Raw genomic sequence first — 23416 nt, forward strand, 5'->3', positions numbered from 1 at the left:
TGCGGTGAAAGCTGCACGTTGGGTGTGGAGCAGGGGAAAAGATGGAGATAACTTCAAAGTTTTACCTATTGCTATAATGAGGTTTAGATTTTCTAACTAGATTAATACTCCCAATCCTGATAGTGTGCAATGAATATTATGATTAGAGAACACTATTAGGAGGTGAGTTAATGAGTTTTAACCATTACCATCATTATAGTAAATCAAAAAAATACAACAATAATTTTCTAAAGTGTGAATGCAAAAATATAAGTAATGGTTGTTTAATGAGATTTAAGTGTAACGAATGTGGTTGCAATCCAATTCCAATTGGATCAACGGGAGCAACCGGATCAACGGGAGCAACCGGATTAACGGGAGCGTCCGGATCAACAGGAGCAACGGGAGCAACAGGAGCAACGGGGGCAACAGGAGCAACAGGACCGACAGGACCAACGGGAGCAACCGGACCTGGAATCATGGAGGTGTATTTGGGAACAGATCAATCTATAGGAAATAACGATTTTCTAGGCTTAGGTACTTCTTCTGCAAACTTTGTAAGAAATACTATTGTAATTCCTCAAAATGCAATAATAACAAGAATTACTTATAATATTCGGGATCATGTGTTAAATGCTGGTGAAGTAACATCAGCAGAGATTTTTATAAGCTCAAATTGTGGCTTTAGTGCTCCTAGCTCAACAGGAATTGTGGCAACTATTACTGGTCCAAGTTCAGCTGCAACTCCAAATTGTTGTGCAACTACAGTGGCAAATTTCTCGGTCAATCAATGTAATCTTTTATCAGTAAGAGTAACTACAGCTGGAGGTGCATTTGCTAATGGAGTTGCAGTAACTATAATGTTTAGATTGCCATAAAAAGTACTTAACACTTTGAGTGAAAGGAAAATTTTAGAAAGTATAAAAAAGAGCAACAGCAACTTACTACTCAGCCAAATTATACTTTTTAAGTATTTCATATTTATTAACATAATTGAGTTGATAAATATAGGAGCAATGTGTGTGCTTGTTGTTCTTTTATTTTTTTAAAGAAAGGTGGCCACTACTATGATAGAGATCTTGCAAAACATCGATGGAGAAGCTACACAAAAGGAGGTTGAAAATATATTTAGACAGTATCGAACTTACATGTTGACGACACCTGATGATTTTATGCCTTCAATCACAGCGAAATATACGTTAGAAATGCCGACTTTTTCGAATATTAAACAGTCCAGCGTGGAAGGGGCAGCCATCGAATTTGTGGATAAAGAAAAAGAGTATGAGAGATTTTTTGCTTGGTTTAATAGAGGTCTGAGTAGGTTGACATCTATAGAACGTCGTATTGTCATATCGGCCTTTTTAGAGACAGAACCAATGTACAACTATGAAATCTATACAGAACTTAGTATGTCTAAAAGTAAATATTACCGTTTGAGGAATCGTGCAATATATAAGCTGGCAATAGGGTTAGGTATTGAAGTGTATCAAATGGCTGAGGTGGTACAATGAACTTTGTCCAACCTATACGAGATATTGATAAAGTGATAGAAGTACAATCGTTTTTAAGCAATAGAAATAGCCGTGATGAATTATTGTTTTGTTTCGGTATTTATACAGGGTTACGTATAAGTGATATATTGCCTGTTAAGAAGATTGATGTGTTTAATAAAGATGTCTTTTTTGTAAATGAAATAAAGACAAAGAGATCAAGAAAGAAAAGTCGTAAGTACACAACTAAAAAACGGGTTCCGATAGTTCCGCATTTAAAGAAATTAATCGCTATATATTGCAATGATTTGGATATGGATGATTATTTGTTTAAATCAAGGCAGGGGCGTAACCAACCGATAACCCGTGTTAGGGCATACGATATTTTAAGAGAAGCAGCTGTAGCGTGTGGATTAAAAGAAATAGGAACACATACTTTGAGAAAAACGTTTGGGTATCATATCTATCAAGAAACAAAAGATGTGGCTTTGCTACAAGACATATTTGGACATAGTGCCCCTTACATAACTTTAAAGTATATTGGGGTCAACCAAGATGCAATTGATCGAGCATATGGCAAATTAGACTTTAGAGGATAGAGCAATCTGTAAATTGGATTGCTTTTTTATTTTGGGCTTTTTCGGAAACTGTAAGTTGTGCATAACATATCAATGATTTAGTGAGATAAAGACATTGCTTTAATTACGTACTGTAAATGTCAATGGGTAAAGGATGAGAGAAGTGTTGGTGTATGTAGGTTTTTAAACATCAAATGACGTTAACAGAATATATGTTATGTTAAGGTGGTGGATGTGTGAATAAAGCTGTGGATAGATTGAAAAAGTATATTGAAGAATAATAATGGAACAAAAATGGGACAATTATGGGACACTATTGGAACACTTTTCATTTTTAGCTATGCTAGTATGTTATTGTGCAATATGTGAATAACAATACAAATATGTGGGGTGTGTTTAACGTTGGAACAAAGCAAAGTAGATGCAATGAACGAGGCTGTTGCAGACCTAATCACTAAAAGAGTTAAGGTATTAGATCCAGTGATGGCAACACATGATGAGCTATCAACCCTTGCGAGCTTAGTAAAAGCAGTGAATGGTGCACCTTCGCTTGTATCAATGATTAGTGAACCAATTAAACCATACAAACAAGAGTGATGCAGACACGTTCTGTATCGCTTTTTTATTTTTTTAGGTTCTCCTAGCCATATATACGAAGCCTGCGGGTCTCGCGAGCCCCAAAAACGGTCTAGATATAGCGGGAAAAAATGGGTTCCTTCCATCCTGAATTGAGGTGAGTACAAATGAACGCTAAATCGGAAATGGATGATGCTGTGGTTGTGAATACAGTTGTCATTGCAAAAATGTTCAATATGACCCCAAGGCGTGTTCGACAATTAGTAGAAGAAGGGGTGGTGGATCGAATTGGCCATGGTCGGTTCAATCTGATCGATACTGTGAGTAAGTACATTACCTTTTTGAAACTGAATACAGAATCTTTAACTGAAGGGGATGTAACAGAATCACTTGACTATGAAAAGTGGTTACATGAAAAGGCAAAACGTGAAAAAGCAGAGATTGAATTAGCACACATAAAGAAAGAGATGCACTCATCAGGTGAAGTGGAGGAAGTCATGAATAATATGATGATGAACTTCAGACAAAGGATGCTTGCGATACCGTCAGTATGTGCCCCATTTTTAGTAAATCGAACAGAACCCAAGTATATTGAAACCATTTTAGAACAAAACGTTAACGAAGCTTTGAATGAATTATCTGAGTATGATCCGTCCATGTTTGTAGAGGATGTCGAGGATACTGTCGAAGTTGAGGATATTGCAGATGGTTAAAAAAGATACATTAAATTTATTTAGAAAAATAGCCAAATTAGTTGCGCCACCACCAAAATGGACTGTGTCACAGTGGGCGGATGCTGAACGTTATTTATCACCTGAATCTTCTGCAGCACCTGGTAAATGGAATACGGATAGAGCACCCTATCAACGAGAGATATTAGATTCAGTAAATAATCCAGATTATGAAGAAATCGTAATCAAAGCTTCTTCACAGGTTGGAAAGTCAGAAATTATTAATAATATCATTGGCTATTTTATTTCATATGATCCATCACCCATTTTGTTAATTATGCCAACCGTTGACACAGCGGAAGATTATTCGAAAGACCGAATTGCTCCCATGATACGTGATACACCTGCACTAACCAAAAAAGTAGGAGATCCAAAATCAAGGAACGGTAATAATACATTACTTCATAAAAAGTTCCCTGGAGGACATTTGACGTTAGTAGGTGCAAATAGTCCAGCGGGTTTGGCTTCAAGACCCATTCGAGTAGTGTTAGCGGATGAAGTAGACCGTTTCCCTACCTCAGCAGGTAAGGAAGGGGATCCGTTAAGTTTAGGTCACAAAAGGACTAAAACCTTTTGGAATAGAAAAAAAATATCAGTTTCCACGCCTACAGATGCAGAAACCTCACGTATAGAAGCTGAATATGAATCGAGTACCAAAGCACAATGGTGTGTTTCGTGCCCCTCATGTGGTCATTTTCAACCCTATGAATGGGAACAAATACGCTTTGAAGGTGTATTGATGGAATGTGTATCTTGCAAAGAACAGCATAATGAGATGGAGTGGAAAGCAAGGCCAGCTAAATGGATTCATCGAAACCCTGATGCAAGGAAACTAGGATTTCATATGAATGCACTCGCCTCACCATGGGAACGATGGGAAACGATTATTTATGAATTCAAAGAAGCAAAAAAGAAAGGTCCTGAAAAGCTTAAAACATGGAAAAATACCACGTTAGGTGAAGTATGGGAAGAAAAGCTTCAAGAAAATGATCATATAAAAATCATGCACCGCAGGGTTAACTATGAAGCAGAAGTTCCAGAAGATGTTTTGGTTTTAACAGGCGGTGTCGATGTACAGGATGACCGTTTAGAAGTTGAGATTGTTGGTTGGGGCCTTGGTGAAAAGAGTGCAGGCATTGCCTATAAGATATTTATGGGGGATCCTGGACAACAAGCTGTATGGGACCAAGTCGATACATTCTTGGCAAAAGAATGGACGCGCCCTGACGGTGTTACATTAAGTATTTCAGCAGCTTGTGTAGACTCAGGGGGTCACTATACAACAGAAGTTTATGAGTACTGCAAAGCGCGTGAACACCGTAGGATTTTTGCCATTAAAGGTAAAGGTGGTAAAGGTATACCTTTTATAAATCGACCTTCCAAAGTAGGCCGTAAAAAGGATACATACTTGTACACATTAGGGGTAGATGAAGCAAAGGATACAATCAATGGTCGTTTGAAAATTGAAAACGCAGAAAAGCCTGGTTATTGCCTATTTCCTTTAAATAAGGATAAAGGTTATGACGAGGCTTATTTTGTAGGTTTAACAGCTGAATATAAAAAATTACGGTCTGTTGGTGGGGTAGTTACATACCAATGGGTAAAACGTTCTTCAAGTATTCGAAATGAACCGTTTGACTTGCGTGTGTACGCTTTTGCGGCATTTAGAATTTTTAACCCAGATTTAGAGTACCTGGCAGAGCACAATCTTACAGGAAATATTTATAAACAGTCAGTAAAGACAAGAAAAAGACGCAAACGAAAAATTTTATCGAAAGGAGTGTAACGCTTGGCATTTTCAGTAGAACAATGTAATGCAAGATTGCAAATGTGGCTTGATGCTGAAGGAGCAATTGCAACTGGACAAAGCTATACGATTGATAATAGGCGTCTTGATCGTGCTAACTTGGCACAAGTGAGAGAACAAATTAAGTTTTGGCAAAAGGAATTAGCAAAGGCAGAATCGGTATCGAGTGGACGTAGTAGGCGTAGAACTGTTCGAATTGTTCCACGCGATTTATAAAGGTGGTGACGACAATTGAATAGGATGGAACGTGCAATAGCAGCTATAGCTCCACGCACAGCATTAAAGAGATTTAGTGCTAGGAAACAATTAGAGATCATGAATACAGGCTATTCCAATAGTGGGGCCAGTAAACAAAAGAAATCGATGCGCGGATGGCGGTCAAAAGGTGGCTCTACGAAAGAAGATATTGATGATAACTTAGAAACGCTTAGAGAACGATCACGAGATCTGTATATGAATACCCCACTTGCTACAGGCGCATTGAAAACCATTCGTACAAATGTTGTTGGATACGGCTTAGTGTTAAATAGTCAAATCGACCATGAATTTTTAGGTTTAACTGTACAACAGGCGGATGAATGGGAAACGCAAGTAGAAAGAGAATTTTCTTTGTGGGCGAAATCATTAATGTGTGATTCAATGCAAATGCACAATTTCTATGAACTACAACAAATTGCTTTTCTGTCGTTTTTGGCCAGTGGAGAAACCTTTGTGACCTTGCCTCACAGAAATCACAAGGAGCATTGGTATGGATTACGTGTGCAATTGATTGAAAGTGATCGCATTTCTTCTCCAAGTAGTGCCAATAAGAACATTATAAACGGTGTTGAATTAGGGCCATATGGAGAAGTTAGGGCCTATCATATTTGCAATGTCCATCCATTAGGAATGGATTCTGGTAAAAAAGAATGGAAGCGTGTTGAAAAGTTTGGAAAGTTAAGTGGACGACAAAATATACTGCACCTGATGGAATCTGAACGGCCAGAACAACGGCGAGGGGTTCCGTTGTTGGCTCCTGTAATCGAAAGTTTGAAGCAATTAGATCGTTATAGTGAGGCAGAAATAACAGCAGCATTGGTTTCGTCACTCATGACGGTATTTATAGAAGTTTCGGAAGATGATGATGGCTCTAGTCCTGTTATTGGAGAAGGTATTCCAGAAGATGATCAGGTGGACCAAGCAGATGAAACGACAGTGGAACTTGCTTCAGGTTCCGTGATTGCGTTGAACCCTGGTGAAAAGGCGAATATGTCAAATCCTGCACGAAATAACGCTTCATTTGATCCATTTGTAACAGCAATCATTCGTCAAATGGGCGCAGCACTGGAGATTCCTTATGAGGTCTTAGTGAAACACTTTACCTCTAGTTATTCTGCATCACGCGCGGCGTTACTAGAAGCCTGGAAAATGTTTAAAATGCGAAGGGAGTTTGTAGCCAGCCGTTTTTGCCAGCCAATTTATGAAGAGTGGTTAACAGAGGCCATTTTAATTGGAAGAATCAAAGCACCAGGATTTTTAGAGAATCCTTTAGTAAGGCAAGCATATAGCACAGCTGAATGGAATGGACCATCACAAGGTCAACTTGATCCACTGAAAGAGGTAAATGCGGCTAAAAAGCGTGTAGACGAAGGATTCAGTACTAGAGCACGCGAAACAGTAGAACTTACAGGTGGTGATTACTGGCGGAATTATACACAACGTATACGTGAGGAAGATGCTAGACGAAAAGCTGGGCTTGATTTGGCATATGTAGAGGCAACAGAGGCCCGACAAAAAAAGGAGGTGAATGAAAACGATGAAGATTGAGATTAAGGGACCAATTATCAATGATGCAGATCAATGGATTTATGATTATTTTGCAATTCCTGCAACGAGTCCAGGGAAAGTAAACACAGCTATTGATCGTGCTTTACGAAACCAAGACGGAGAATTGCTTGTTGTGGTCAATTCAGGCGGGGGGTCTGTTTTTTCCGCAGCTGAAATCTATACGGCTTTAAAATCCTTTAACGGAAAAGTCAAAGTTCAAATTGTAGGAATGGCAGCAAGTGCAGCCAGCGTCATTTCAATGGCTGGCCAACATGTAGAAATGTCTCCAGTAGCACAGCTGATGATTCACAATGCTTCAACCAGTGCATGGGGAGATTACAACGAAATGGATGCTACGAGTGACTTTTTACAAAAGGTCAATCAAACAATTACCAATGCATATCGTTCCAAGACTTCAAAAACAGAAAAAGAGTTATTACAAATGATGAATCGCACAACCTGGATGACTGCTAGTGAAGCAAAGGAAAATGGCTTTATTGATGCCATCATGTTTGAAAATGAACTAGATGCCGTAGCTAGTATTGAACACCCTTCACTAGTGGAAGGTGCTATTCCTAAAAGCGTGTTAGACCAACTTCGCCAACAACTAAAGGTGGACCCCATGAATTCGACAATTAATTCAATTACACAAAACGAGAGAGGAAGTCAAAAGATGGACTTAGAGACATTAAAAAATGAGCATCCAGAGCTTGTTAATCAAATTGAAAAAGCAGCAGTAAATAATGAACGTCAGCGTATTCAAGACATTGAAAATATATCACAGCCTGGAACTGAAGCTATTGTAAACAAGGCTAAATTTGAAACAGGTGCTTCAGCTGCAGACACAGCAATGGAAATTTTGAAAGCACAAAAAGAACAAACACAACAACAGTTACAAAATCGTATTGCGGATGCAAAGCCATTAAATCAAATTGAAGCTTCAGAAGCACCTACACCAAATCAAGATGCTGAAGTAGACAATTTGATTGATGGCATTTTATAAAGGGGGAATCAAAAAATGTATGTACTTGAACATGAGAACCTATTAGCAGGCTTTCAAGATAAAGTAGTGACAGAGTCAATCAAAGTCGCACCCGAACAAGAATTATCAGTAGGACAAGTATTTGCGCTGGATGCCAAAGGTGAAGCCGTTGCAATGACTAAAGAAAGTGTAGCAACAGAAGTATATGGTATTATGGCCGATGCGGTAGCGACTGCTACAGGGGAAACAAAAGCAGCTGTTTGTTACAAACGTGGCGAATTTAATTCACGAAAGATCATCTTACCAACAGAATCAAATGTTATTGAATATAAAAAAGCATTGAGTAATATCGGGATTACACTACGCGATACAATCGCAGCAATTCCACAAACGAAAGGTGAGGAATAATCCATGGCAGTAAATTTATTTGAACCACGTACAATGTTAAAGTTTGTTAATCGCATGCCAAAAGCAACCACATTTTTACGTGATAAGTTTTTCGCGCATAAAGAATTTTCTCCTAATCCAAAGGTAGATGTAGATATTAAAATTGGTGGCTTAAAAATCGCGCCTTATGTAAGTGAAAAAATCGGTGGGAAAGTTGTTGAAAATAGTGGGTACCGAACTGAAACGTTTTCTCCTCCACTTGTAGCACCTTTAAAAGTAACGACAGCAGCAGATATTCAAAAACGTTCAATGGGTGAAAATCTTTACTCTTCACAAACACCTGATCAGCGTGCTGCTAGAAAACTGTTGGATGATTTGAAAGATTTAGATGAGATGGTGACACGTCGTGAGGAAGTTATGTGTGCACAAGCGATTTTTAATGGAGAAATCGATGTAAAAGGTGATGGAGTGGATTACTTGATTAGTTTTGGTCATGTAAATCGTGAAACGCTATCTGGTACAAATCTCTGGTCTACAAATACCTCTTCTAAACTAGCTGATTTAAAACGCTGGCGTAAAATTGTTCAAGAAACAGGATTTGTAAATACAGATCATGTCATTATGGCAGGGGATGTAGCTGAGGAGCTATTAAAAGATGAAGAAATCTTAAAGCTCTTAAATATTCGAAATGTTAATATTGGACAAATTGCCATTAATGAATTGCCTTCAGGTGCTACGTACATTGGTTATCTATCAGAAGTAGGTCATTTATATTCTTATAATGCTTATTACTTCAATGAAGAAACAAAGAAAGCAGAACCGTTAGTGCCAGCAGGGTCGCTTGCTTTACTTTCATCAGAAACAGATTTCTCCATGGCTTATGCAGCAATTACTCTTATTAAAGATAAAGATGATGATTTTACAACTTACGAAACAGAACGTGTACCAGATACGTGGGTTGAGAAGAATCCAGATCGTAAAATGTTGCAATTAAGTTCAAAACCACTACCTATTCCAAAAGAAATTAACGGGTGGTTTGTTGCAAAAGTCCTTTAAGGAGGGGTAGCAAATGATTAGAGCAAAGCATGCTATTCGACATAATAATGTTGAATACAAAAAAGGTGATATTCTCGATGGTTTAAAGGAATCGGAGGCTGAACGCTTGGTACGGTTAAAGTCTGCTGAATATGTCATTTCACCTGAGGAAGAAATGAAGAAGCAACGAGTGGTCGAAGATGTAAAAGTAATTCCACCTGATGAATTTGAAGACTTACGATCTGCATTGGATGAATTATACAACGCAGAAGAACTAAAACGTGTTGCTAAGGAAGTAGGCGTGGATTTAACAGGATTGACAAAGAAAGAGCCTATAATAGAGGCGATTATAAAACAAGGTAAAGCCGATTTGCTATTAGAGGATGATTCTAATGAATAAAACGTTTAAAGACTTCATTTTGGAGGATTTGGACGTTTTTTTTAATGTCGATGAAATGGCCGATGAACACGAATTAGATGGTCAAAATTTAGATTTAATAGTTGTAGACAGTAGTTTAGAAGATTTAAAAGGCTTTGGACGTGATCAATTAGATGCTGCGCAAGAAATATTTAAATTTTATAAAACTGTTTACGTTAAAAGTAGCGATTTCTATATCCCTAAAGTTGGTAGTGAAATAATTTTAGATGGCCAAGGCTATTTTGTTGAAGAAGCAAAAGATCAGAATGGAGTTATTAAAATTGTTCTGTCAGCCCACGAAAGTTAGGGGGTAAATTTAATGATCCAAATCAGACTTGAAAACGTTGAAAGAATTGAGAGCTTATTTGAAAACACGCCAAGAGAAGCGAAAATAATACTGTGGCGTGCTATCAACCGTTCAGCAACTGCAGTAAGAACTCGGAGTAGTGTAGCAATCCGTAAGCATTATATTGTGAAAGCTGAGGATGTTAAGAAACGAATTAAAATTCGCAAAGCAACTGCTAACAGTTTATCAGCTCAAATACGAGCAAGTGGTCCAGTAACACCTATTATGAAATTCGATGTAAGACCTTCTTCTCCGAAGAATGACCAGGTAACAGCCCGTGTTTTAAGGCAAGGTTCGAGAAAGAAAATTGACAATGGGTTTGTTGCAAGAGCTGGAAATGGACATGTAAACGTATTTACTCGTGTAGGAAGAAGTCGCCTTCCTATACAGGGTAGATATGGACCTTCCATAGCGCAAATGATGGGGAAAGATGTACTTATTGAAGATATTATTGATCGCGGCCAAACAGTCCTTAACAATCGAATAGAGCATGATTTAGATCGACTGTTAAGAGGAGGAGCATGATGTTAAATACTACTCTAATTGATGACCTTGTAGATTTTCTGAATGAGGCATTAAAAGAAATGCGATTACCTACAAAAGATGAAAATATAGAAAAAGCCCCAACTGTGTATGATGGTTATTTACCACCTAAAAAGAATCCTTCTCGTAGGGGAGAAGATACTGAACAAGAGGATTATCCGTATGTAATTGTGCGATATTTAGGTGAAGAAGATGAACAATATAAGGAAAACGTGGTCACTCTAAGGTTATTAATTGGAACTTTTAGCAAAGATGAACAGCATGGCTGGCGGGATACGTTGAATGTCATGAATAGGATAAAAATTTCATTAGGAAAAAAACAGGTAATTGAAGCGGCCTCATTAACAGGGAAAATAGGCATGGCATTGTTTGAGGATCACCCAAAACCAATGTGGCATGGTGTTATGGAAGTGCAGTTCAATTTACCACAAGTTGTTTGGGAAGGGAGTGTGTTAGATGACTATTAAAGTATCTGAAAATACATCACCAAAGAAGGTAGGAGATGCTATTAAAAAGACAAAAGAACAGCAAGAACAATTAATTTACGTTGGCCCACAGGTGAAAGGGGTACAGCGTTTTTCTGTTTTTAAAGGGGGCTACCCTAAGAATTTAGAGGAACATTTAGAAAAATGTACGGCATTTAAACAATTGTTTGTGCCTATTAAAGAATTGACTACGGTTCAAATGCGTTTAAACGATTCGAGTACAGTAGAATCAATGTTTTATAACAAGGTAATCGAATATTTTAAGGGAGTGAAGTAATATGCCTCATGGCTCACGCGTGTATGAGATGCCGACAAGCCCTGGTACACCCACTGTAATTTCAAGTATTGTACCTGTTGTGTTTGGTATAGCACCTATAAATTTAACAGAGGGCATTGATAATGTGAATAGGCCTATCAAATGTACCTCTTTAACTGATTTTAAAAAGAATCTTGGCTACTCAAAAAACTGGGAAAACTATGATTTATGCGAAGTAGCAGACGCAGCATTTGTGGAATATGGCTTGGGGCCTTTCGTCTTTGTAAACATATTAGATCCTGCAGTCCACAAAAAGAGTATTACACAAGAAACTGTAACAATTGAAAATCAAAAGGCAACGTTGAAAAATGAAGGGATTCTTAAAAAATCCCTAAAGTTGATTGCTGATAGTGCCACTTTAAAAGAAGATGAAGATTATATTGCTACTTTTAATGAAGATGGGCTTTTAATGATCGCATTTTTAACAGCTCAAACAACTGTAGTAGCTGAATACGATATGTTGGACCCTTCACTTGTTACAAAAGAGCATGTAATTGGTGGGTATGATGTTGCAACGGGTAAAGCGTCTGGTTTGGAATGTGTTAATAAAGTATTTCCACGTTTACGTTCAGTACCTAGTCTATTACTTGCTCCGAAATTTTCATCAGTTCCAGATGTAGCTGCAGTAATGAGAGCAAAAGCAACTTCCATTAATACGTACTTCAAATCAGTAGCCCTAACAGATGTTGATACAACAAAAACTGCAGTGTTCACAGATGTATTTGAATGGAAAAATGACAATGGCTACACAGGTAAAAACGAAGCAGTTTGTTGGCCACTTGGTATGAGAAAGGACAAGGTGTATCACCTATCAACTTTATTTGCTTGTAACGTCTTAAAAGTTTGCTTGATAAATAACAACTATCCCTATGAATCTGCATCAAATAAACCTATTCCAATTGATAAAATTGTTATCAAAAAAGGCAATAAATATGAAGAGGTTGAACTAGAACCAAATCAGGCAGAGATTTTAAATGATCAAGGGATTGTAACAGCATTAAATTTCGTGAATGGATTTGTAACCTGGGGAAATTACACAGCGGCTTACCCAGATGTAACTGACGTGAAAGACAAATTCCACGCAACACGTATAATGCATAATTTCATTGGTAACTCGATTGTGCTAAAAACTTGGGAGAAAGTAGATGGCCCAATCCGCAGACGCTTGATTGATGAGATTGTAGACGAAATGAACATGTGGATGAATGGTTTACAAGGTGATGGAGCAATTATTGGTGGAAGAGTAGAAGCCCGCGCAGAAGATAATCCAAATGACCAATTACTAAATGGTAAAGTGGTTTTCCGATATTTTGTTGCTGAGCCAACACCAGCGCAAGAAATCGAAAATATTTTACAAGTGGATACGTCATACTATGAAACTATTTTTAACTAAGAAAGGGGCATAATTTAATGTCAAAAATCCCTGAGAAATTAAATGATTTTAGAGCATACGCGAATGGCAGCCCTGAATTAAAGGGAGTAGCTGATTTACAATTACCATCATTTAACCCAAAAACAGAAACTGTAAGTGGAGGCGGAGTAATGGGGGAATATGATTCTCCCAACTTTAGCCACTTGGAATCGATGAAAGCCACTATAAACTGGCGAATGATTAATAATGAATTATTAGAATTCCTAAAACCGAAGGCGATTAAGCTGGATTTCCGATTAGCGAACCAAGAATATGATGGAGCTAAAGGTGAGCATGAATTCAGTGTTAACCGTATTGTTATGCGCGGGTTGCCAATAAATAACGATCTAGGAAAAGCAGCAAAGGGATCTCCATATGAGGGATCATCAGAAATTGAAATCTTATACATCAAAATGGAGTACAACGGAAAAACGTTGGTTGAGATTGATAAATTAAATTACATCTACCGTGTGGGAGAAGTTGACTACATGGAAAAATTACGCGCTGCATTAGGAATGTAAAAAAGATATTGATAGGAGAGATTACTAATGGAAATCAAAGAGAAAAATGCTGAAGAACTAACATTAAATCTAAAGCAGGAAAAAGAGAATGTAAACGAAAAGGTACCTGTTCAAGTTGAAGAAATTGAAACTGAAAACAAAAATCCAGAAATCATTATTGTACCTATTAAACGTCCTATCGAAATCGATGGGACGTTTTTAAATGAGGTGAAACTTGATTTCACCCAAATGACAGGTACACAAATTTTAAAAATTGATGCTGAATTACGAGCGGTGGGTACAGGTTTTGACGACTTATGGAATCAAACAGTTATTTTGAAATTGATGTCTAGAGCATCAGGAATCTTTGAGGATGATTTAAAGAGATTGCATGGAGCAGATTATTTAGAAGTGGCCTTCCGAACAAGAAATTTTTTCATTCAATGGTAGGCAACAATGTTGCTAAGGAATATAGAAAAATCTTTATACAGTTAGGTAGAAGTGTTCCTGGTAGCATGGAGTATTGGGAGAAACAAAGTGTAGGTGATTTGAATGCTTGGTTAGAAGCATTTGAAGAATTGGAAGGAGCTGATAAGTAGTGTCGAGAACATTTGAAACAACTGTTCAAATAAACGGTGCTATCGGCAGCTCTTTAACTTCATCTTTCAGGGGTGCTACTTCAAGATTAAACGATTTAAGTAGTAGAGCGAGAGCTATACAACAAGAAATGAATCGTTTAGGTCGTGATTTTAGGCAAGGTACTATTCACCAATCACAGTATGCTGAGAGTACAGCTAGGTTGTCTCGCGAATTAAGGCAACTAGAAAATAGCCAAAGACGAATCACTGCTTTAAAGAGCACGTTTAACAATGGGATGAATACAACAAAAACAGTGGCAAGTGTAGCGGCAGTTGGAGTAGCAGCAACTGCTACAGGTATAGCAATGTCGTCACTTAATACAGCAGGGAATTTCCAACAGCAAATGTCTAAAGTTTCTGCTATATCTGGTGCAACAGGTACTGATTTGACAAGACTCGATGACACGGCACAAAACCTTGGTAAATCAACAGTATTTTCTGCTACTCAAGCTGCAGAGGGTATGGAATATCTAGCGTTAGCTGGTTGGAAAACAGATGCAATCATTTCGGCAATGCCTGGTATGCTAAATCTTGCGGCAGCGGGTGCTATGGACTTAGGTCGAGCAGCAGATATAACGAGTGATACGATGCAAGCGTTTAGTATGGGCGCGGATAAAGCAGGACATGCTGCAGACGTATTTGCATATGCTCAAGCTAACGCTAATACAAATGTTGAGATGATTGGCGAAGCTATGAAATATGCAGCTCCTACCGCAAATCAATTTAAATGGTCCCTTGAAGAAACTTCTGCAGCAATGATGGCACTTGCTAACCAAGGTTTGAAGGGTTCAGTTGCAGGTCAAGCATTTGCTAGCTCAATGGGTCGATTAGCCGAGGACAAAGGTAAAATAGCGGAAAAAACAAAAAAATTAGGCATGGAGTTTTTTGATGCTCAAGGAAAAATGAAGTCACTTCCTTCCCTGATAAAAGAGATAGAAAAAGGTACAGCAGGGATGAGTGATAAGCAGCGAGTTAGTACGCTACAAACACTCTTCGGTGCAGAAGCATTTAAACATTGGGCTATTCTACTTTCAACTGGGTCAGATGAACTTCAAAAAATGACAACGGCATTAGAGAAGTCAGATGGAACTGCAGCAAAAATGTCTGCAACTATGGTAGATAACTATGCGGGTTCCCTTCAACTTTTAAAAAGTAGTATCGAGGGTGCCCAAATCAAATTTATGAAACCAGTCTTGCCGGTATTTCAAAAGTTTTTCGATGGAATAACAGGAAATCTTGATCAGAACATGGGCAGTATTGAAAAAGCAGGTAAAGCTACAGCAAAGATTCTAAGTGATATTACTGCACCATTTAGTACATCAAAACCGATTAAACCGAAAATAGAACCAAACATGGACCCACAAGATGCTCAAAAGGCGATTAACCAATATAATAAAGAGCTTCAAAAGTATGAATTATTTAGCAATATGGATGTGGGCGAAAAAGTAGAATACATGTTAAATACAGCCATTGAAAAAGTAGAAAATTGGTTATCTGGTTCAGGTGGCGAAGCAATGGGACGGATTTTTACGCAATTGGGAACAATCGCGGGTAAGGCGTGGATTGCGGGGCTAACTGGAGCAGCAAGTGGGGCGGTTTCAAGTGCACTCGATGGTAATTTTAGCGGAGCACTAGGGCTAGGTGCGGCAGCTTGGATGATGGGTGGAGGCACACTAGTTAAGGGAGCTATTGGCGCAGGTAGATGGGGCAAAGATTTGTATAAATCTAGGCGTTCAGCAAATCAAACGCCTCCTACAACTACAGCCACTTCTAGTCCGGCACCTTCCAATTCAGGAAGTAACGGTGGCAGTATGGGACCAAGTCAAACGGGCACGATTACGTCCTATGGCGGTGGAAACAGACCAACCACAGCAACAGCGAGTCCAGCACCATCTAATAATAATAGTATGGGTCCGAACCAAACGGGTACAGTTACACCATATGGTGGTGGGAATAGATCAACTACGACAACAGCAAGTCCGGCACCGTCCCGTGGTAATAGTAGGGGTCCAAGTCGAACAGGAACAGTGACACCACCTAGACCAACACCTACAACGCCAGCACCTGTTGCAACTACTCCCCCTCGGACAGGTGGCATGTGGAGTAAGATAAGTAAGGCAGGTGGTAGAGCCATGTTGCCACTGAGCCTTGCTATGGATGCATATAGCATTTATAAATCAAATGACAAAGTGAAAGCGACAGGGGAAACGGCTGGTGGTCTAGCAGGCGGTTTAGGTGGTGCGAAATTAGGGGCTGTTATAGGGACAGCCATTGCACCAGGTATCGGCACAGCTGTAGGCGGTTTGTTGGGTGGAGCTGTTGGATATGTAGGCGGTAGATGGTTTGGAGGAAAAGCTGTAGATACAGTGAGAGGTAGTAGTGAACCTAAACCTGCAGCTGTAAGTAAATCTGAATCGACACCAAGTAAAGCACCAAGTTCAAGTGCAGATACTTCAAAAGGGCTTGATACCACGGCTTTAAATACATCTGCTACTAAATTAGCGACTACCTTTGAAACTACAAGTACAGCCATAACAGCCATGTCTACCAATGCAAAACTAGTCGACACAAATATGATGCAGTTAGCAACAGGGGTAGGACTAGCTAGTACAACAGTAGGTACTTCTTTTATGTCGTTACAAAATAGCGCAAGTATTACAGCTGCTAATATGGGTAATTTGACAATGTATACTGGCCAAGTCAGTACTTCGTTTGTGACATCATTTTATTCTTTGAAATTGGCTACGGATCAATCAACGTCTAATATGTCAACATTAGCTGCAGTCATTGCAAATGCGGCTAGCCTGTTTAATAGTATGCAAGGTATTCAAACAGCTACGCAAAATGTGATTGCTGAGTTAAATAATTTAGCATCGCGCGTTAAAAATGCATCAGTACCTGGTGGCACACCATCTAGGAGGACGCAATATGAATAGTTACCGAACTACCCAAGGCGAAACGTGGGACTTAATAGCATACAAATTGTGGGGAAGCGAATACTTGCTTCCTCTTTTATTTGACGCAAATCCTCAATGCAAAGACACTTTAATCTTTAGTGGTGGGGTTATATTAAATGTTCCAGATGTTTTGCTTGAAGATGTGACAGAACGCCCTGAGTGGTTAGGGGAGGATGAAGAACTATGAGTACAACAAAGATTGCTAAAAGTACTCGGCTCAATATTCTTTACAACCATCAAAATATTAATGAAACGTTAAGTAAACATTTAATTTCTTGGACATATACAGATCATTTATCCGGAGAGATTGATGATTTGAATATTGAGTTAGAGGATTCAGAAGCATTATGGTTGGGGGCATGGTTTCCGTCTAAAGGATCTCTTATACAAGCTGATATTGAGAAATTGAACTGGGAAGGCGACTCTTTTAAACAACAGATAGGGAAATTTGAAGTGGATACAATCAGCGGGAATGAATCAACTATAACCATTATGGCCCTAGCAACATCTGAGAAGTCGAGTTTGCGAGGGGAACATAAGAGTAAAGCTTGGGAAAAAGTAAAGTTAAAAAGTGTGTTTAGTGAAATTGCAAAGAGGAACGGCATGAAACTTGTATGGCAATCGTCAGAAAACCCTACAAAAGATCGAATTGAACAAGACAACGAAACTGATTTAGCTTTTATTTATCGTCTATGTAAAGATGAAGGGCTTTGCTTAAAAATCGCTAATAATAGCATTGTGGTCCTAAATGAAGAAGATTATGAAAAACAAGAAGCTAAGTATTACATCAGACGTAAAAGCAAAGAAACGGATGTAATAAAAGTAATCGAACGAAGCTTTACAAATACATTACACGACACATACAAGGCTTGCAAAGTGACACATACGTTAAAAAAGAAAACCATTTCGGCTACTTTCACGCCTAAAAATCCACCTAAAACAGGTCGAGTTTTAAATGTGAAACAACAGGTGTCATCACAAGCAGAAGCATTACGAATAGCCAAGAAAAAACTTAGAGAAAAAAACAGAGAGGCTACTACCGTCACTTTAAAAGTATATTCATTGGTGCCTTTATACGCAGGAATGACATTCAATTTAGTAGAGTTTGGGAAACTAAATGGAAAGTACATTGCTTCACAGGTGATTCAAAATGATTCTTCCACTACCCTATATTTACGAAGATGCCTGGAGGGATATTGATGTTAGAGGAATGCCAAGTTGTGAATGTTGATCCTTCAGCAAGAACTATTCGTGTGAAACGCTTAGAAAGTAATGATATGGTTTCAGGAGAAATACAGGTGTTTAAAGGAACGATGTTACCAGAAATAGATGCGACTGTTGTCTGCTCTTTCTCTAATGGCAAAAGCTATATGTTAGGAGAATTAGAATAGAGGTGATTTTATGGCCATAATCGGAACCTTTGGGGATTTGGTGTTTGAAGTTTCGCGAGATAAAGTCCATACATTCGATAATTTAAATCGGACCACAGAAGCCAGGTACACTAAACATGCAATTAAACATCAAAAACCGATAATGGAGTTTGATGGACCAGAGATTGATCCAATTACATTTGATATGGTCTTACGTGCAGATTTGGGCGTAAATCCCATTAAAGAGTTGGATAAATGGCGTGATTATGTACGAAAAGGAAAAAGGGCGGTACTGATTATAGGGAATCGTCCTTTTTCTAATAACGCATTTGTGATAACCAAAATTAACGAAACATATAAAAACATCGATAACCGAGGGAATGTACTTAGTATAGAAGCGACAGTGGACATGATGGAATACCCCATCACCATTAAAACAACAAAAAAGACGACTCAAAATACTGCTAAAAAGGCAACAGCTAGTAACAGTAGCAACACATCGAAGAAAAAGAGTGGAACCATTACCATAACTGTTCAGTCGGTTAATATTCGAAATGGACCAGGTACAAGTTATAAAATCCTTGGCTGTGCATCAAAGAACAATACATTAACCGTGTATGAGAAAAAAGGTGATTGGTATCATCTTGGCAGTGGAAAATATATAACAGCCAGTACAAAATATTCAACGTTCAAGGGAGTGAGTTAATTGTATGAAGTAGAAGCCATGAAAGAAATAGATTACGGAGCGACAGGCGTACAAGAGGTATTACAGAATGTCGCTTTTATTATGTCTACTGTTGCAATGGACTGCCCTTTGGACCGTGGGTTTGGCATAGAATCAGTTGTTGATAGACCCCTCCCAATCCTTAAAGCCATGTATAGTGCAAGGGTAGTGGGGGCTGTTAACCAATTTGAGCCAAGAGCTGTTATAGAAGCAATTGAAATTACAGGGGATGCCGAACAAGGTATTTTCAAGGTGAAAGTGCAGGTGTCTGTGAATGGCGAATAGATTTAATTTACCTGATATATCGTTTTTCGAGAAGTCTCCTGAATCCATTGTCAGTGAAATGTTGCAGCATATAAACGATAAGACAGGACAAGAGTTTCAGCGTGCTGATCCAAGGCGAAAGCTTGTTGAATCGTTGGCCGTCTTTGTAACATTTGAACGAAATCGAGCTGAACATGCATTGAAGCAAATGCTGTTGGCGTACGCTTCGGACGATATGCTTGATCTAAAAGGTGACGAACTAGACACACCTAGACTAGAAGAAAAAGCAGCTACTACAGTAATAGGATTCAATTTAGAGACTGCTAGGGGTGTGGCTTTGCCAATACCACAAGGAACAAGGGTAAAAATTGCAGATGTTTATTTCCAGACTACCAGAATTGCGGTAGTACCTATTGATACTAATTACATTGAACTGCCAGTAATTTGCACAGAAGTAGGCGAAATCGGTAACGATTATTTACCTGGTGAGACAGTTACACTAGTTGATCCTTTACCCTATGTTAAATCTGTTGTTAACACGGTTGTATCGAGTGGTGGGGCAGAAATAGAAGAAGATGATCCATATGCAGAACGTATTCGCTTGGCTCCAGAGAAATTTTCAGTAGCTGGCCCCGATTTAGCTTACAAATATTACGCATTAACATCTAGTCAGGACATAGTAGATGTAGAGGTAGACAGTCCTTCACCAGGTGTAACGCGCATTGTGGCCTTGCTTAAAAATGGTGAGATTCCTACACAACAGCATCTAGATAAAATCTTGGCCATTTGTTCTGCAGAAAACATAAGACCACTTACTGACAATGTCATAGCGACTATTCCTGACGTACAAAATTTTGATTTGGAAGTACAGTATTGGCTACCAAACAGCAAAGCAACGGTAGCAGATGAGCTCATGCAGAAAATCGACACTGAATATCAAACGTATTTGGTTTGGCAACGGTCCAAGCTTGGGCGTGATGTGAATCCGAGTGAAGTCGTGAAAAGGTTAAAAAGTACAGAATCTGAAAAATTAGCAGAGCGTGTGGAGGTAATTGGGGTGAACTATACAGAAATTGAAAAGACAAAAATTGCAGTTGCGAATGAACCAAAGTTAACGTTTATGGGGTTCATTGATGACTGATTTAACAAAGCTTTTACCCTATTCTTTACAAAAGGATCCCTTCACAGTTGCTTTAACTGAAGCTTTTGAAATTCAAATTACACAGTTGTATGAAGAGTTCAGAGCAATTTCAAATCTGTATTTATTAAAAGATGCACCAAGCTTGTTAGTCGATTTTTTAGCTTTTGAGAAACATGTGGATTTTTACGAAGGACTTACACTGGAAGAAAAGAAAAACGTTGTAAGAAATGCTTTACATGTGCATCGAAAGAAAGGGACGAAATTTGCATTGTTACGTGTATTTGAACTGCTGAATTTGCAAGGCCGTATAGAAGAGTGGTTTGAATATGGAGGCGACCCATATTATTTCAAAGCACGTATAGATGTGTCAGATAAGGGTGTGGATGACACCACAATTAGACTTTTGGAACGTTTAATTAAAACATACAAAAACAATCGTTCCTGGCTTGAAGTGTTAGATATTATTCTAACTTCCAAACAAAACAAGGTTCATATCGGTACTGCAACTCTTACAGGTGAAGAAATTGTTGTGTATCCATACACAGTTACAAATTTATCTACGAATGCAAAAATTAATGTTGCAGCTGCTAATACAGCAAATGTAGAACGACTAACACTTTATCCGAAAGGAGGAAATTAAAGTGAGCGAAAATTTTTATACTATACTCACAAATGCAGGTTTAGCAGCGATTGCCAACGCTGTAATTAATCAAACACAAGTAAATTTTGCGAAGTTAGGCGTGGGAGATGGGAATGGTGCCTATTATACGCCCACACAAGAGGCAACAGCCCTCCGTAATCAAATGTGGATTGGCAATATATCTTCTGTTACCGCTGATACCACTAACCCCAATTGGGTTAATGTCGAAACAGTAATACCAGGAAACGTGGGCGGTTTTGAAATACGTGAGCTTGGTATTTTTGATGACAATAATGTTTTGTTGGCCATTGGAAAATTACCACTAACGTACAAGCCTAACTTTGCTGAAGGGAGCTCCAAGGATCTCTATATTAAAGCTATTTTTGAAGTCACGAATGCAAGTGCAGTGACTCTAAAAGTTGATCCGTCAGTTATTTATGCAAGTAAGAAGTATGTAGATGACAAAGTAGCAGTGGTTGTTTCTGGTCTAGAAAATGCACAACAACAACTTAAAAACCATGAGGTCGATTATGTGAAGCATCCTTTTCATACAACACCGACATTTGCGTCGAATGTATACAGTGTCACGCTTGGTACTGTAATAGCTGACTACGTAGACGGTATGGGTCTGGTAATTAAGTGTCCAACAGCTAGTACTAGTAATGTTGTGATTAAGGTTAATAGTTTGCCTCAAAAAGTGGTATTAAATTCTAACGGTGCCCTAGTTAAGAATTTTAAAAAAGATGCTATTTATACTTTGCGATACAATGCCACAGTTACAAATCCCGCAGTATTCACAGGCACAGGGGCTTTTATCTTACAGGGTGAAGGAGGTGAGTATGGTGATGCGGTAGCAAGTGACGTTCGAAAAGGAAAGACTGTTGGAACCCTTAGTGGTATTATCCCTGGTACTTTAGATCTCGTGGATTTGAAACCAGAGAATCTAAGACGAGGAGTAACTATCGATGGAGTCGTTGGGGTTATAGATATCACGCATGGTAAAATAGATACTTATACCGATATCCAAAATACTACAGTCAGACGAGATAACGGTAAGGTTCATAGACAGACTGATGATGGTGGTAGAGTATCTCTTGAGGTTACCGGGAACGACTCAAACAATACAATGAAGTTCCAAGTTATTCACAGAAATGCTCTTGGGATAGCTACTAACACTGTTACTCTGCCAGAGCCCTCTAACAAGTATTACACATATATAGACACGGTTCGCCATGGGTTTGTTCAAGTAGCGAGACAATTTGATAGGGTTACGGAGTATGACTGGACTACTGGGATAGCTGGACGAGTCATATTTTTACCACCATCGTTTTACAATCCTAGTGCACTAATAGCTATCGAACCATTCATAAACTCCAGCGACTTGAAACTAATAGGTAATAAGGGCGATATATCAGGTTCAAGATATGGGATATTCAATACGAGTATGGTTATGGAACATTCAATGACTGCATATTATGCAGGTGGATATGGGATGACCAGACTGTTGCAAAAGAACGTGTGGCTAATAACCGCCGATACTTGGAGTGGTATTGTTAACCGAGAAAATAACGCTTGGAGAGAAACATGGTTAAACAGTAATGATGGAAGTGCTGGAGCTGTACTTGGGTTTGCAGAATTATTAACAAACATAGGAAGGAAGATATAAACATGTCAAACGAAAACACACCAAATAACGAGGTTCTATTAGCTTATTTGAAGATTACTGATGTTGTTCAACCTAATGGAAACATGGATTATCATGGTCTGGATATTAACTCATCAAACTCGGTTGTCCACAGCTCAGCTATCTACAACTCCGATTATACGATTTGCTATCTTATTTATAACGTTACTGATTATACAGTTCCAGATAACGAGTTCATCACGCAAGTTACTGAGCAAGAATATAAAGACTTCGTAGATTCACTAGAGCCTATACAACCAGTAATTTCTGATTCGGAAAAAATCGCTCAACTAGAAGAAATAATACAAACACTTATTTTAGAGAAAGAGGGGCTATAATATGAATCAAGTTATCATTGATTTCCTAGTATATCGTATTACTTCTGGATCTTTGGCGTATAAAGAATGCATTACTAAACGACCTGATTTAAAAGAAGGAATAGATGTATCACTTCAAGAGAAAAAATCCGAGCATTTAATAAACGATAACGAAAATAAGTAGACGCAGCATAAGCTAGCGTTATTTTTTATGCCTAAAATCCCAAACGCTTGGGAATTTGAATACTAAATAACGTAAAAAAGAGGCTCACTTTAATGAGCCTCATAATC

Annotated in this window: 30 protein-coding genes; all 30 read left to right on the plus strand. The window is 38.5% G+C overall.

The window, feature by feature from the left end; genetic code table 11:
- Positions 1–266 precede the first annotated feature (266 nt).
- The 30 genes from ACP3VS_RS14250 (at position 267) to ACP3VS_RS14395 (ending at position 23309) form a co-directional block, all read left to right on the plus strand.
- Complete coding sequence (locus ACP3VS_RS14250) at positions 267–857, plus strand: hypothetical protein (RefSeq protein ID WP_426389000.1); 591 nt, start codon at positions 267–269, stop codon at positions 855–857.
- Positions 858–1046: 189 nt separating this feature from the next.
- Positions 1047–1490, plus strand: coding sequence for an ArpU family phage packaging/lysis transcriptional regulator (locus ACP3VS_RS14255; RefSeq protein ID WP_426389002.1), 444 nt, complete (start codon positions 1047–1049; stop codon positions 1488–1490).
- Complete coding sequence (locus ACP3VS_RS14260; RefSeq protein WP_426389003.1) at positions 1487–2068, plus strand: tyrosine-type recombinase/integrase; 582 nt, start codon at positions 1487–1489, stop codon at positions 2066–2068. Before ACP3VS_RS14255 ends, ACP3VS_RS14260 begins: the two co-directional genes overlap by 4 nt.
- 381 nt (positions 2069–2449) lie before the next feature.
- Complete coding sequence (locus ACP3VS_RS14265; RefSeq protein ID WP_396628888.1) at positions 2450–2644, plus strand: hypothetical protein; 195 nt, start codon at positions 2450–2452, stop codon at positions 2642–2644.
- 146 nt (positions 2645–2790) lie between these two features.
- On the plus strand, positions 2791–3336 hold the full coding sequence (locus ACP3VS_RS14270; protein WP_426389005.1) for a hypothetical protein: 546 nt from the start codon (positions 2791–2793) through the stop codon (positions 3334–3336).
- Entirely contained in the window at positions 3329–5140 is a 1812-nt protein-coding gene (locus tag ACP3VS_RS14275) for a phage terminase large subunit family protein (RefSeq protein ID WP_426389007.1), read from the plus strand. The genes ACP3VS_RS14270 and ACP3VS_RS14275 overlap by 8 nt, the downstream gene beginning before the upstream one ends.
- A 3-nt stretch (positions 5141–5143) precedes the next feature.
- A complete protein-coding gene (locus ACP3VS_RS14280; protein ID WP_426389009.1) occupies positions 5144–5377 on the plus strand; it encodes a DUF6148 family protein in 234 nt (77 codons plus the stop codon).
- Positions 5378–5401: 24 nt separating this feature from the next.
- Positions 5402–6967: a phage portal protein gene (locus ACP3VS_RS14285; RefSeq protein WP_426389121.1), complete on the plus strand. Its 1566-nt coding sequence runs from the start codon at positions 5402–5404 to the stop codon at positions 6965–6967.
- Positions 6957–7970 carry a head maturation protease, ClpP-related gene (locus ACP3VS_RS14290; RefSeq protein WP_426389011.1) on the plus strand — a complete coding sequence of 338 codons (1014 nt, stop codon included), beginning with the start codon at positions 6957–6959 and terminating at the stop codon, positions 7968–7970. Before ACP3VS_RS14285 ends, ACP3VS_RS14290 begins: the two co-directional genes overlap by 11 nt.
- Positions 7971–7985: 15 nt before the next feature.
- On the plus strand, positions 7986–8357 hold the full coding sequence (locus ACP3VS_RS14295; RefSeq protein ID WP_426389013.1) for a head decoration protein: 372 nt from the start codon (positions 7986–7988) through the stop codon (positions 8355–8357).
- 3 nt (positions 8358–8360) lie between these two features.
- Positions 8361–9392, plus strand: coding sequence for a major capsid protein (locus ACP3VS_RS14300; RefSeq protein WP_426389015.1), 1032 nt, complete (start codon positions 8361–8363; stop codon positions 9390–9392).
- Positions 9393–9405: 13 nt separating this feature from the next.
- Complete coding sequence (locus tag ACP3VS_RS14305) at positions 9406–9771, plus strand: hypothetical protein (RefSeq protein WP_233301332.1); 366 nt, start codon at positions 9406–9408, stop codon at positions 9769–9771.
- Entirely contained in the window at positions 9764–10096 is a 333-nt protein-coding gene (locus ACP3VS_RS14310) for a hypothetical protein (protein WP_426389017.1), read from the plus strand. The genes ACP3VS_RS14305 and ACP3VS_RS14310 overlap by 8 nt, the downstream gene beginning before the upstream one ends.
- 12 nt (positions 10097–10108) lie before the next feature.
- A complete protein-coding gene (locus ACP3VS_RS14315; RefSeq protein ID WP_426389019.1) occupies positions 10109–10660 on the plus strand; it encodes a phage tail protein in 552 nt (183 codons plus the stop codon).
- Positions 10660–11145, plus strand: a complete 486-nt coding sequence (locus ACP3VS_RS14320; protein ID WP_426389021.1) for a hypothetical protein — start codon at positions 10660–10662, stop codon at positions 11143–11145. Before ACP3VS_RS14315 ends, ACP3VS_RS14320 begins: the two co-directional genes overlap by 1 nt.
- Positions 11135–11440, plus strand: a complete 306-nt coding sequence (locus ACP3VS_RS14325) for a hypothetical protein (protein ID WP_426389023.1) — start codon at positions 11135–11137, stop codon at positions 11438–11440. The genes ACP3VS_RS14320 and ACP3VS_RS14325 overlap by 11 nt, the downstream gene beginning before the upstream one ends.
- 1 nt (position 11441) lies before the next feature.
- Entirely contained in the window at positions 11442–12872 is a 1431-nt protein-coding gene (locus ACP3VS_RS14330) for a phage tail sheath family protein (protein WP_426389025.1), read from the plus strand.
- Between the two features lie 17 nt (positions 12873–12889).
- Complete coding sequence (locus ACP3VS_RS14335; RefSeq protein ID WP_012295287.1) at positions 12890–13411, plus strand: phage major tail tube protein; 522 nt, start codon at positions 12890–12892, stop codon at positions 13409–13411.
- 27 nt (positions 13412–13438) lie between these two features.
- Positions 13439–13840, plus strand: coding sequence for a hypothetical protein (locus ACP3VS_RS14340; RefSeq protein WP_426389027.1), 402 nt, complete (start codon positions 13439–13441; stop codon positions 13838–13840).
- A 148-nt stretch (positions 13841–13988) separates the two neighbouring features.
- Complete coding sequence (locus ACP3VS_RS14345; protein ID WP_426389029.1) at positions 13989–16964, plus strand: phage tail tape measure protein; 2976 nt, start codon at positions 13989–13991, stop codon at positions 16962–16964.
- Entirely contained in the window at positions 16957–17172 is a 216-nt protein-coding gene (locus ACP3VS_RS14350; RefSeq protein ID WP_036217015.1) for a tail protein X, read from the plus strand. The genes ACP3VS_RS14345 and ACP3VS_RS14350 overlap by 8 nt, the downstream gene beginning before the upstream one ends.
- Positions 17169–18185 (plus strand): phage late control D family protein, encoded by a 1017-nt coding sequence (locus ACP3VS_RS14355; protein ID WP_426389031.1) that lies wholly within the window; start codon positions 17169–17171, stop codon positions 18183–18185. Before ACP3VS_RS14350 ends, ACP3VS_RS14355 begins: the two co-directional genes overlap by 4 nt.
- Positions 18185–18376 (plus strand): hypothetical protein, encoded by a 192-nt coding sequence (locus ACP3VS_RS14360; protein WP_426389032.1) that lies wholly within the window; start codon positions 18185–18187, stop codon positions 18374–18376. Before ACP3VS_RS14355 ends, ACP3VS_RS14360 begins: the two co-directional genes overlap by 1 nt.
- A 10-nt stretch (positions 18377–18386) precedes the next feature.
- Positions 18387–19061, plus strand: coding sequence for a phage tail protein (locus tag ACP3VS_RS14365; protein ID WP_426389034.1), 675 nt, complete (start codon positions 18387–18389; stop codon positions 19059–19061).
- A complete protein-coding gene (locus ACP3VS_RS14370) occupies positions 19062–19364 on the plus strand; it encodes a hypothetical protein (protein ID WP_426389036.1) in 303 nt (100 codons plus the stop codon). It begins immediately after the preceding gene.
- Positions 19354–20484, plus strand: a complete 1131-nt coding sequence (locus ACP3VS_RS14375; protein ID WP_426389038.1) for a baseplate J/gp47 family protein — start codon at positions 19354–19356, stop codon at positions 20482–20484. The genes ACP3VS_RS14370 and ACP3VS_RS14375 overlap by 11 nt, the downstream gene beginning before the upstream one ends.
- The gene (locus tag ACP3VS_RS14380; protein WP_426389039.1) at positions 20477–21124 is read left to right on the plus strand and encodes a phage tail protein I; all 648 of its coding nucleotides are present in this window, start codon (positions 20477–20479) and stop codon (positions 21122–21124) included. The genes ACP3VS_RS14375 and ACP3VS_RS14380 overlap by 8 nt, the downstream gene beginning before the upstream one ends.
- A 1-nt stretch (position 21125) precedes the next feature.
- The gene (locus tag ACP3VS_RS14385; RefSeq protein WP_426389041.1) at positions 21126–22790 is read left to right on the plus strand and encodes a phage tail protein; all 1665 of its coding nucleotides are present in this window, start codon (positions 21126–21128) and stop codon (positions 22788–22790) included.
- 2 nt (positions 22791–22792) lie between these two features.
- On the plus strand, positions 22793–23146 hold the full coding sequence (locus ACP3VS_RS14390; protein WP_426389042.1) for a hypothetical protein: 354 nt from the start codon (positions 22793–22795) through the stop codon (positions 23144–23146).
- Between the two features lies 1 nt (position 23147).
- The gene (locus tag ACP3VS_RS14395) at positions 23148–23309 is read left to right on the plus strand and encodes a hypothetical protein (RefSeq protein ID WP_426389043.1); all 162 of its coding nucleotides are present in this window, start codon (positions 23148–23150) and stop codon (positions 23307–23309) included.
- Positions 23310–23416: the final 107 nt, after the last annotated feature.

This window comes from Lysinibacillus sp. VIII_CA (genome assembly GCF_049943995.1).
Lineage (GTDB): Bacteria > Bacillota > Bacilli > Bacillales_A > Planococcaceae > Lysinibacillus > Lysinibacillus pinottii.

Bases quoted from the DNA above. Each gene is read 5' to 3' on its own strand.
- ACP3VS_RS14250 (WP_426389000.1), top strand. From the start codon at position 267: ATGAGATTTAAGTGTAACGAATGTGGTTGCAATCCAATTCCAATTGGA.
- ACP3VS_RS14255 (WP_426389002.1), top strand. From the start codon at position 1,047: ATGATAGAGATCTTGCAAAACATCGATGGAGAAGCTACACAAAAGGAG.
- ACP3VS_RS14260 (WP_426389003.1), top strand. From the start codon at position 1,487: ATGAACTTTGTCCAACCTATACGAGATATTGATAAAGTGATAGAAGTA.
- ACP3VS_RS14270 (WP_426389005.1), top strand. From the start codon at position 2,791: ATGAACGCTAAATCGGAAATGGATGATGCTGTGGTTGTGAATACAGTT.
- ACP3VS_RS14275 (WP_426389007.1), top strand. From the start codon at position 3,329: ATGGTTAAAAAAGATACATTAAATTTATTTAGAAAAATAGCCAAATTA.
- ACP3VS_RS14285 (WP_426389121.1), top strand. From the start codon at position 5,402: ATGGAACGTGCAATAGCAGCTATAGCTCCACGCACAGCATTAAAGAGA.
- ACP3VS_RS14290 (WP_426389011.1), top strand. From the start codon at position 6,957: ATGAAGATTGAGATTAAGGGACCAATTATCAATGATGCAGATCAATGG.
- ACP3VS_RS14295 (WP_426389013.1), top strand. From the start codon at position 7,986: ATGTATGTACTTGAACATGAGAACCTATTAGCAGGCTTTCAAGATAAA.
- ACP3VS_RS14300 (WP_426389015.1), top strand. From the start codon at position 8,361: ATGGCAGTAAATTTATTTGAACCACGTACAATGTTAAAGTTTGTTAAT.
- ACP3VS_RS14305 (WP_233301332.1), top strand. From the start codon at position 9,406: ATGATTAGAGCAAAGCATGCTATTCGACATAATAATGTTGAATACAAA.
- ACP3VS_RS14310 (WP_426389017.1), top strand. From the start codon at position 9,764: ATGAATAAAACGTTTAAAGACTTCATTTTGGAGGATTTGGACGTTTTT.
- ACP3VS_RS14315 (WP_426389019.1), top strand. From the start codon at position 10,109: ATGATCCAAATCAGACTTGAAAACGTTGAAAGAATTGAGAGCTTATTT.
- ACP3VS_RS14320 (WP_426389021.1), top strand. From the start codon at position 10,660: ATGTTAAATACTACTCTAATTGATGACCTTGTAGATTTTCTGAATGAG.
- ACP3VS_RS14325 (WP_426389023.1), top strand. From the start codon at position 11,135: ATGACTATTAAAGTATCTGAAAATACATCACCAAAGAAGGTAGGAGAT.
- ACP3VS_RS14330 (WP_426389025.1), top strand. From the start codon at position 11,442: ATGCCTCATGGCTCACGCGTGTATGAGATGCCGACAAGCCCTGGTACA.
- ACP3VS_RS14335 (WP_012295287.1), top strand. From the start codon at position 12,890: ATGTCAAAAATCCCTGAGAAATTAAATGATTTTAGAGCATACGCGAAT.
- ACP3VS_RS14340 (WP_426389027.1), top strand. From the start codon at position 13,439: ATGGAAATCAAAGAGAAAAATGCTGAAGAACTAACATTAAATCTAAAG.
- ACP3VS_RS14350 (WP_036217015.1), top strand. From the start codon at position 16,957: ATGAATAGTTACCGAACTACCCAAGGCGAAACGTGGGACTTAATAGCA.
- ACP3VS_RS14355 (WP_426389031.1), top strand. From the start codon at position 17,169: ATGAGTACAACAAAGATTGCTAAAAGTACTCGGCTCAATATTCTTTAC.
- ACP3VS_RS14360 (WP_426389032.1), top strand. From the start codon at position 18,185: ATGTTAGAGGAATGCCAAGTTGTGAATGTTGATCCTTCAGCAAGAACT.
- ACP3VS_RS14365 (WP_426389034.1), top strand. From the start codon at position 18,387: ATGGCCATAATCGGAACCTTTGGGGATTTGGTGTTTGAAGTTTCGCGA.
- ACP3VS_RS14375 (WP_426389038.1), top strand. From the start codon at position 19,354: ATGGCGAATAGATTTAATTTACCTGATATATCGTTTTTCGAGAAGTCT.
- ACP3VS_RS14380 (WP_426389039.1), top strand. From the start codon at position 20,477: ATGACTGATTTAACAAAGCTTTTACCCTATTCTTTACAAAAGGATCCC.
- ACP3VS_RS14390 (WP_426389042.1), top strand. From the start codon at position 22,793: ATGTCAAACGAAAACACACCAAATAACGAGGTTCTATTAGCTTATTTG.
- ACP3VS_RS14395 (WP_426389043.1), top strand. From the start codon at position 23,148: ATGAATCAAGTTATCATTGATTTCCTAGTATATCGTATTACTTCTGGA.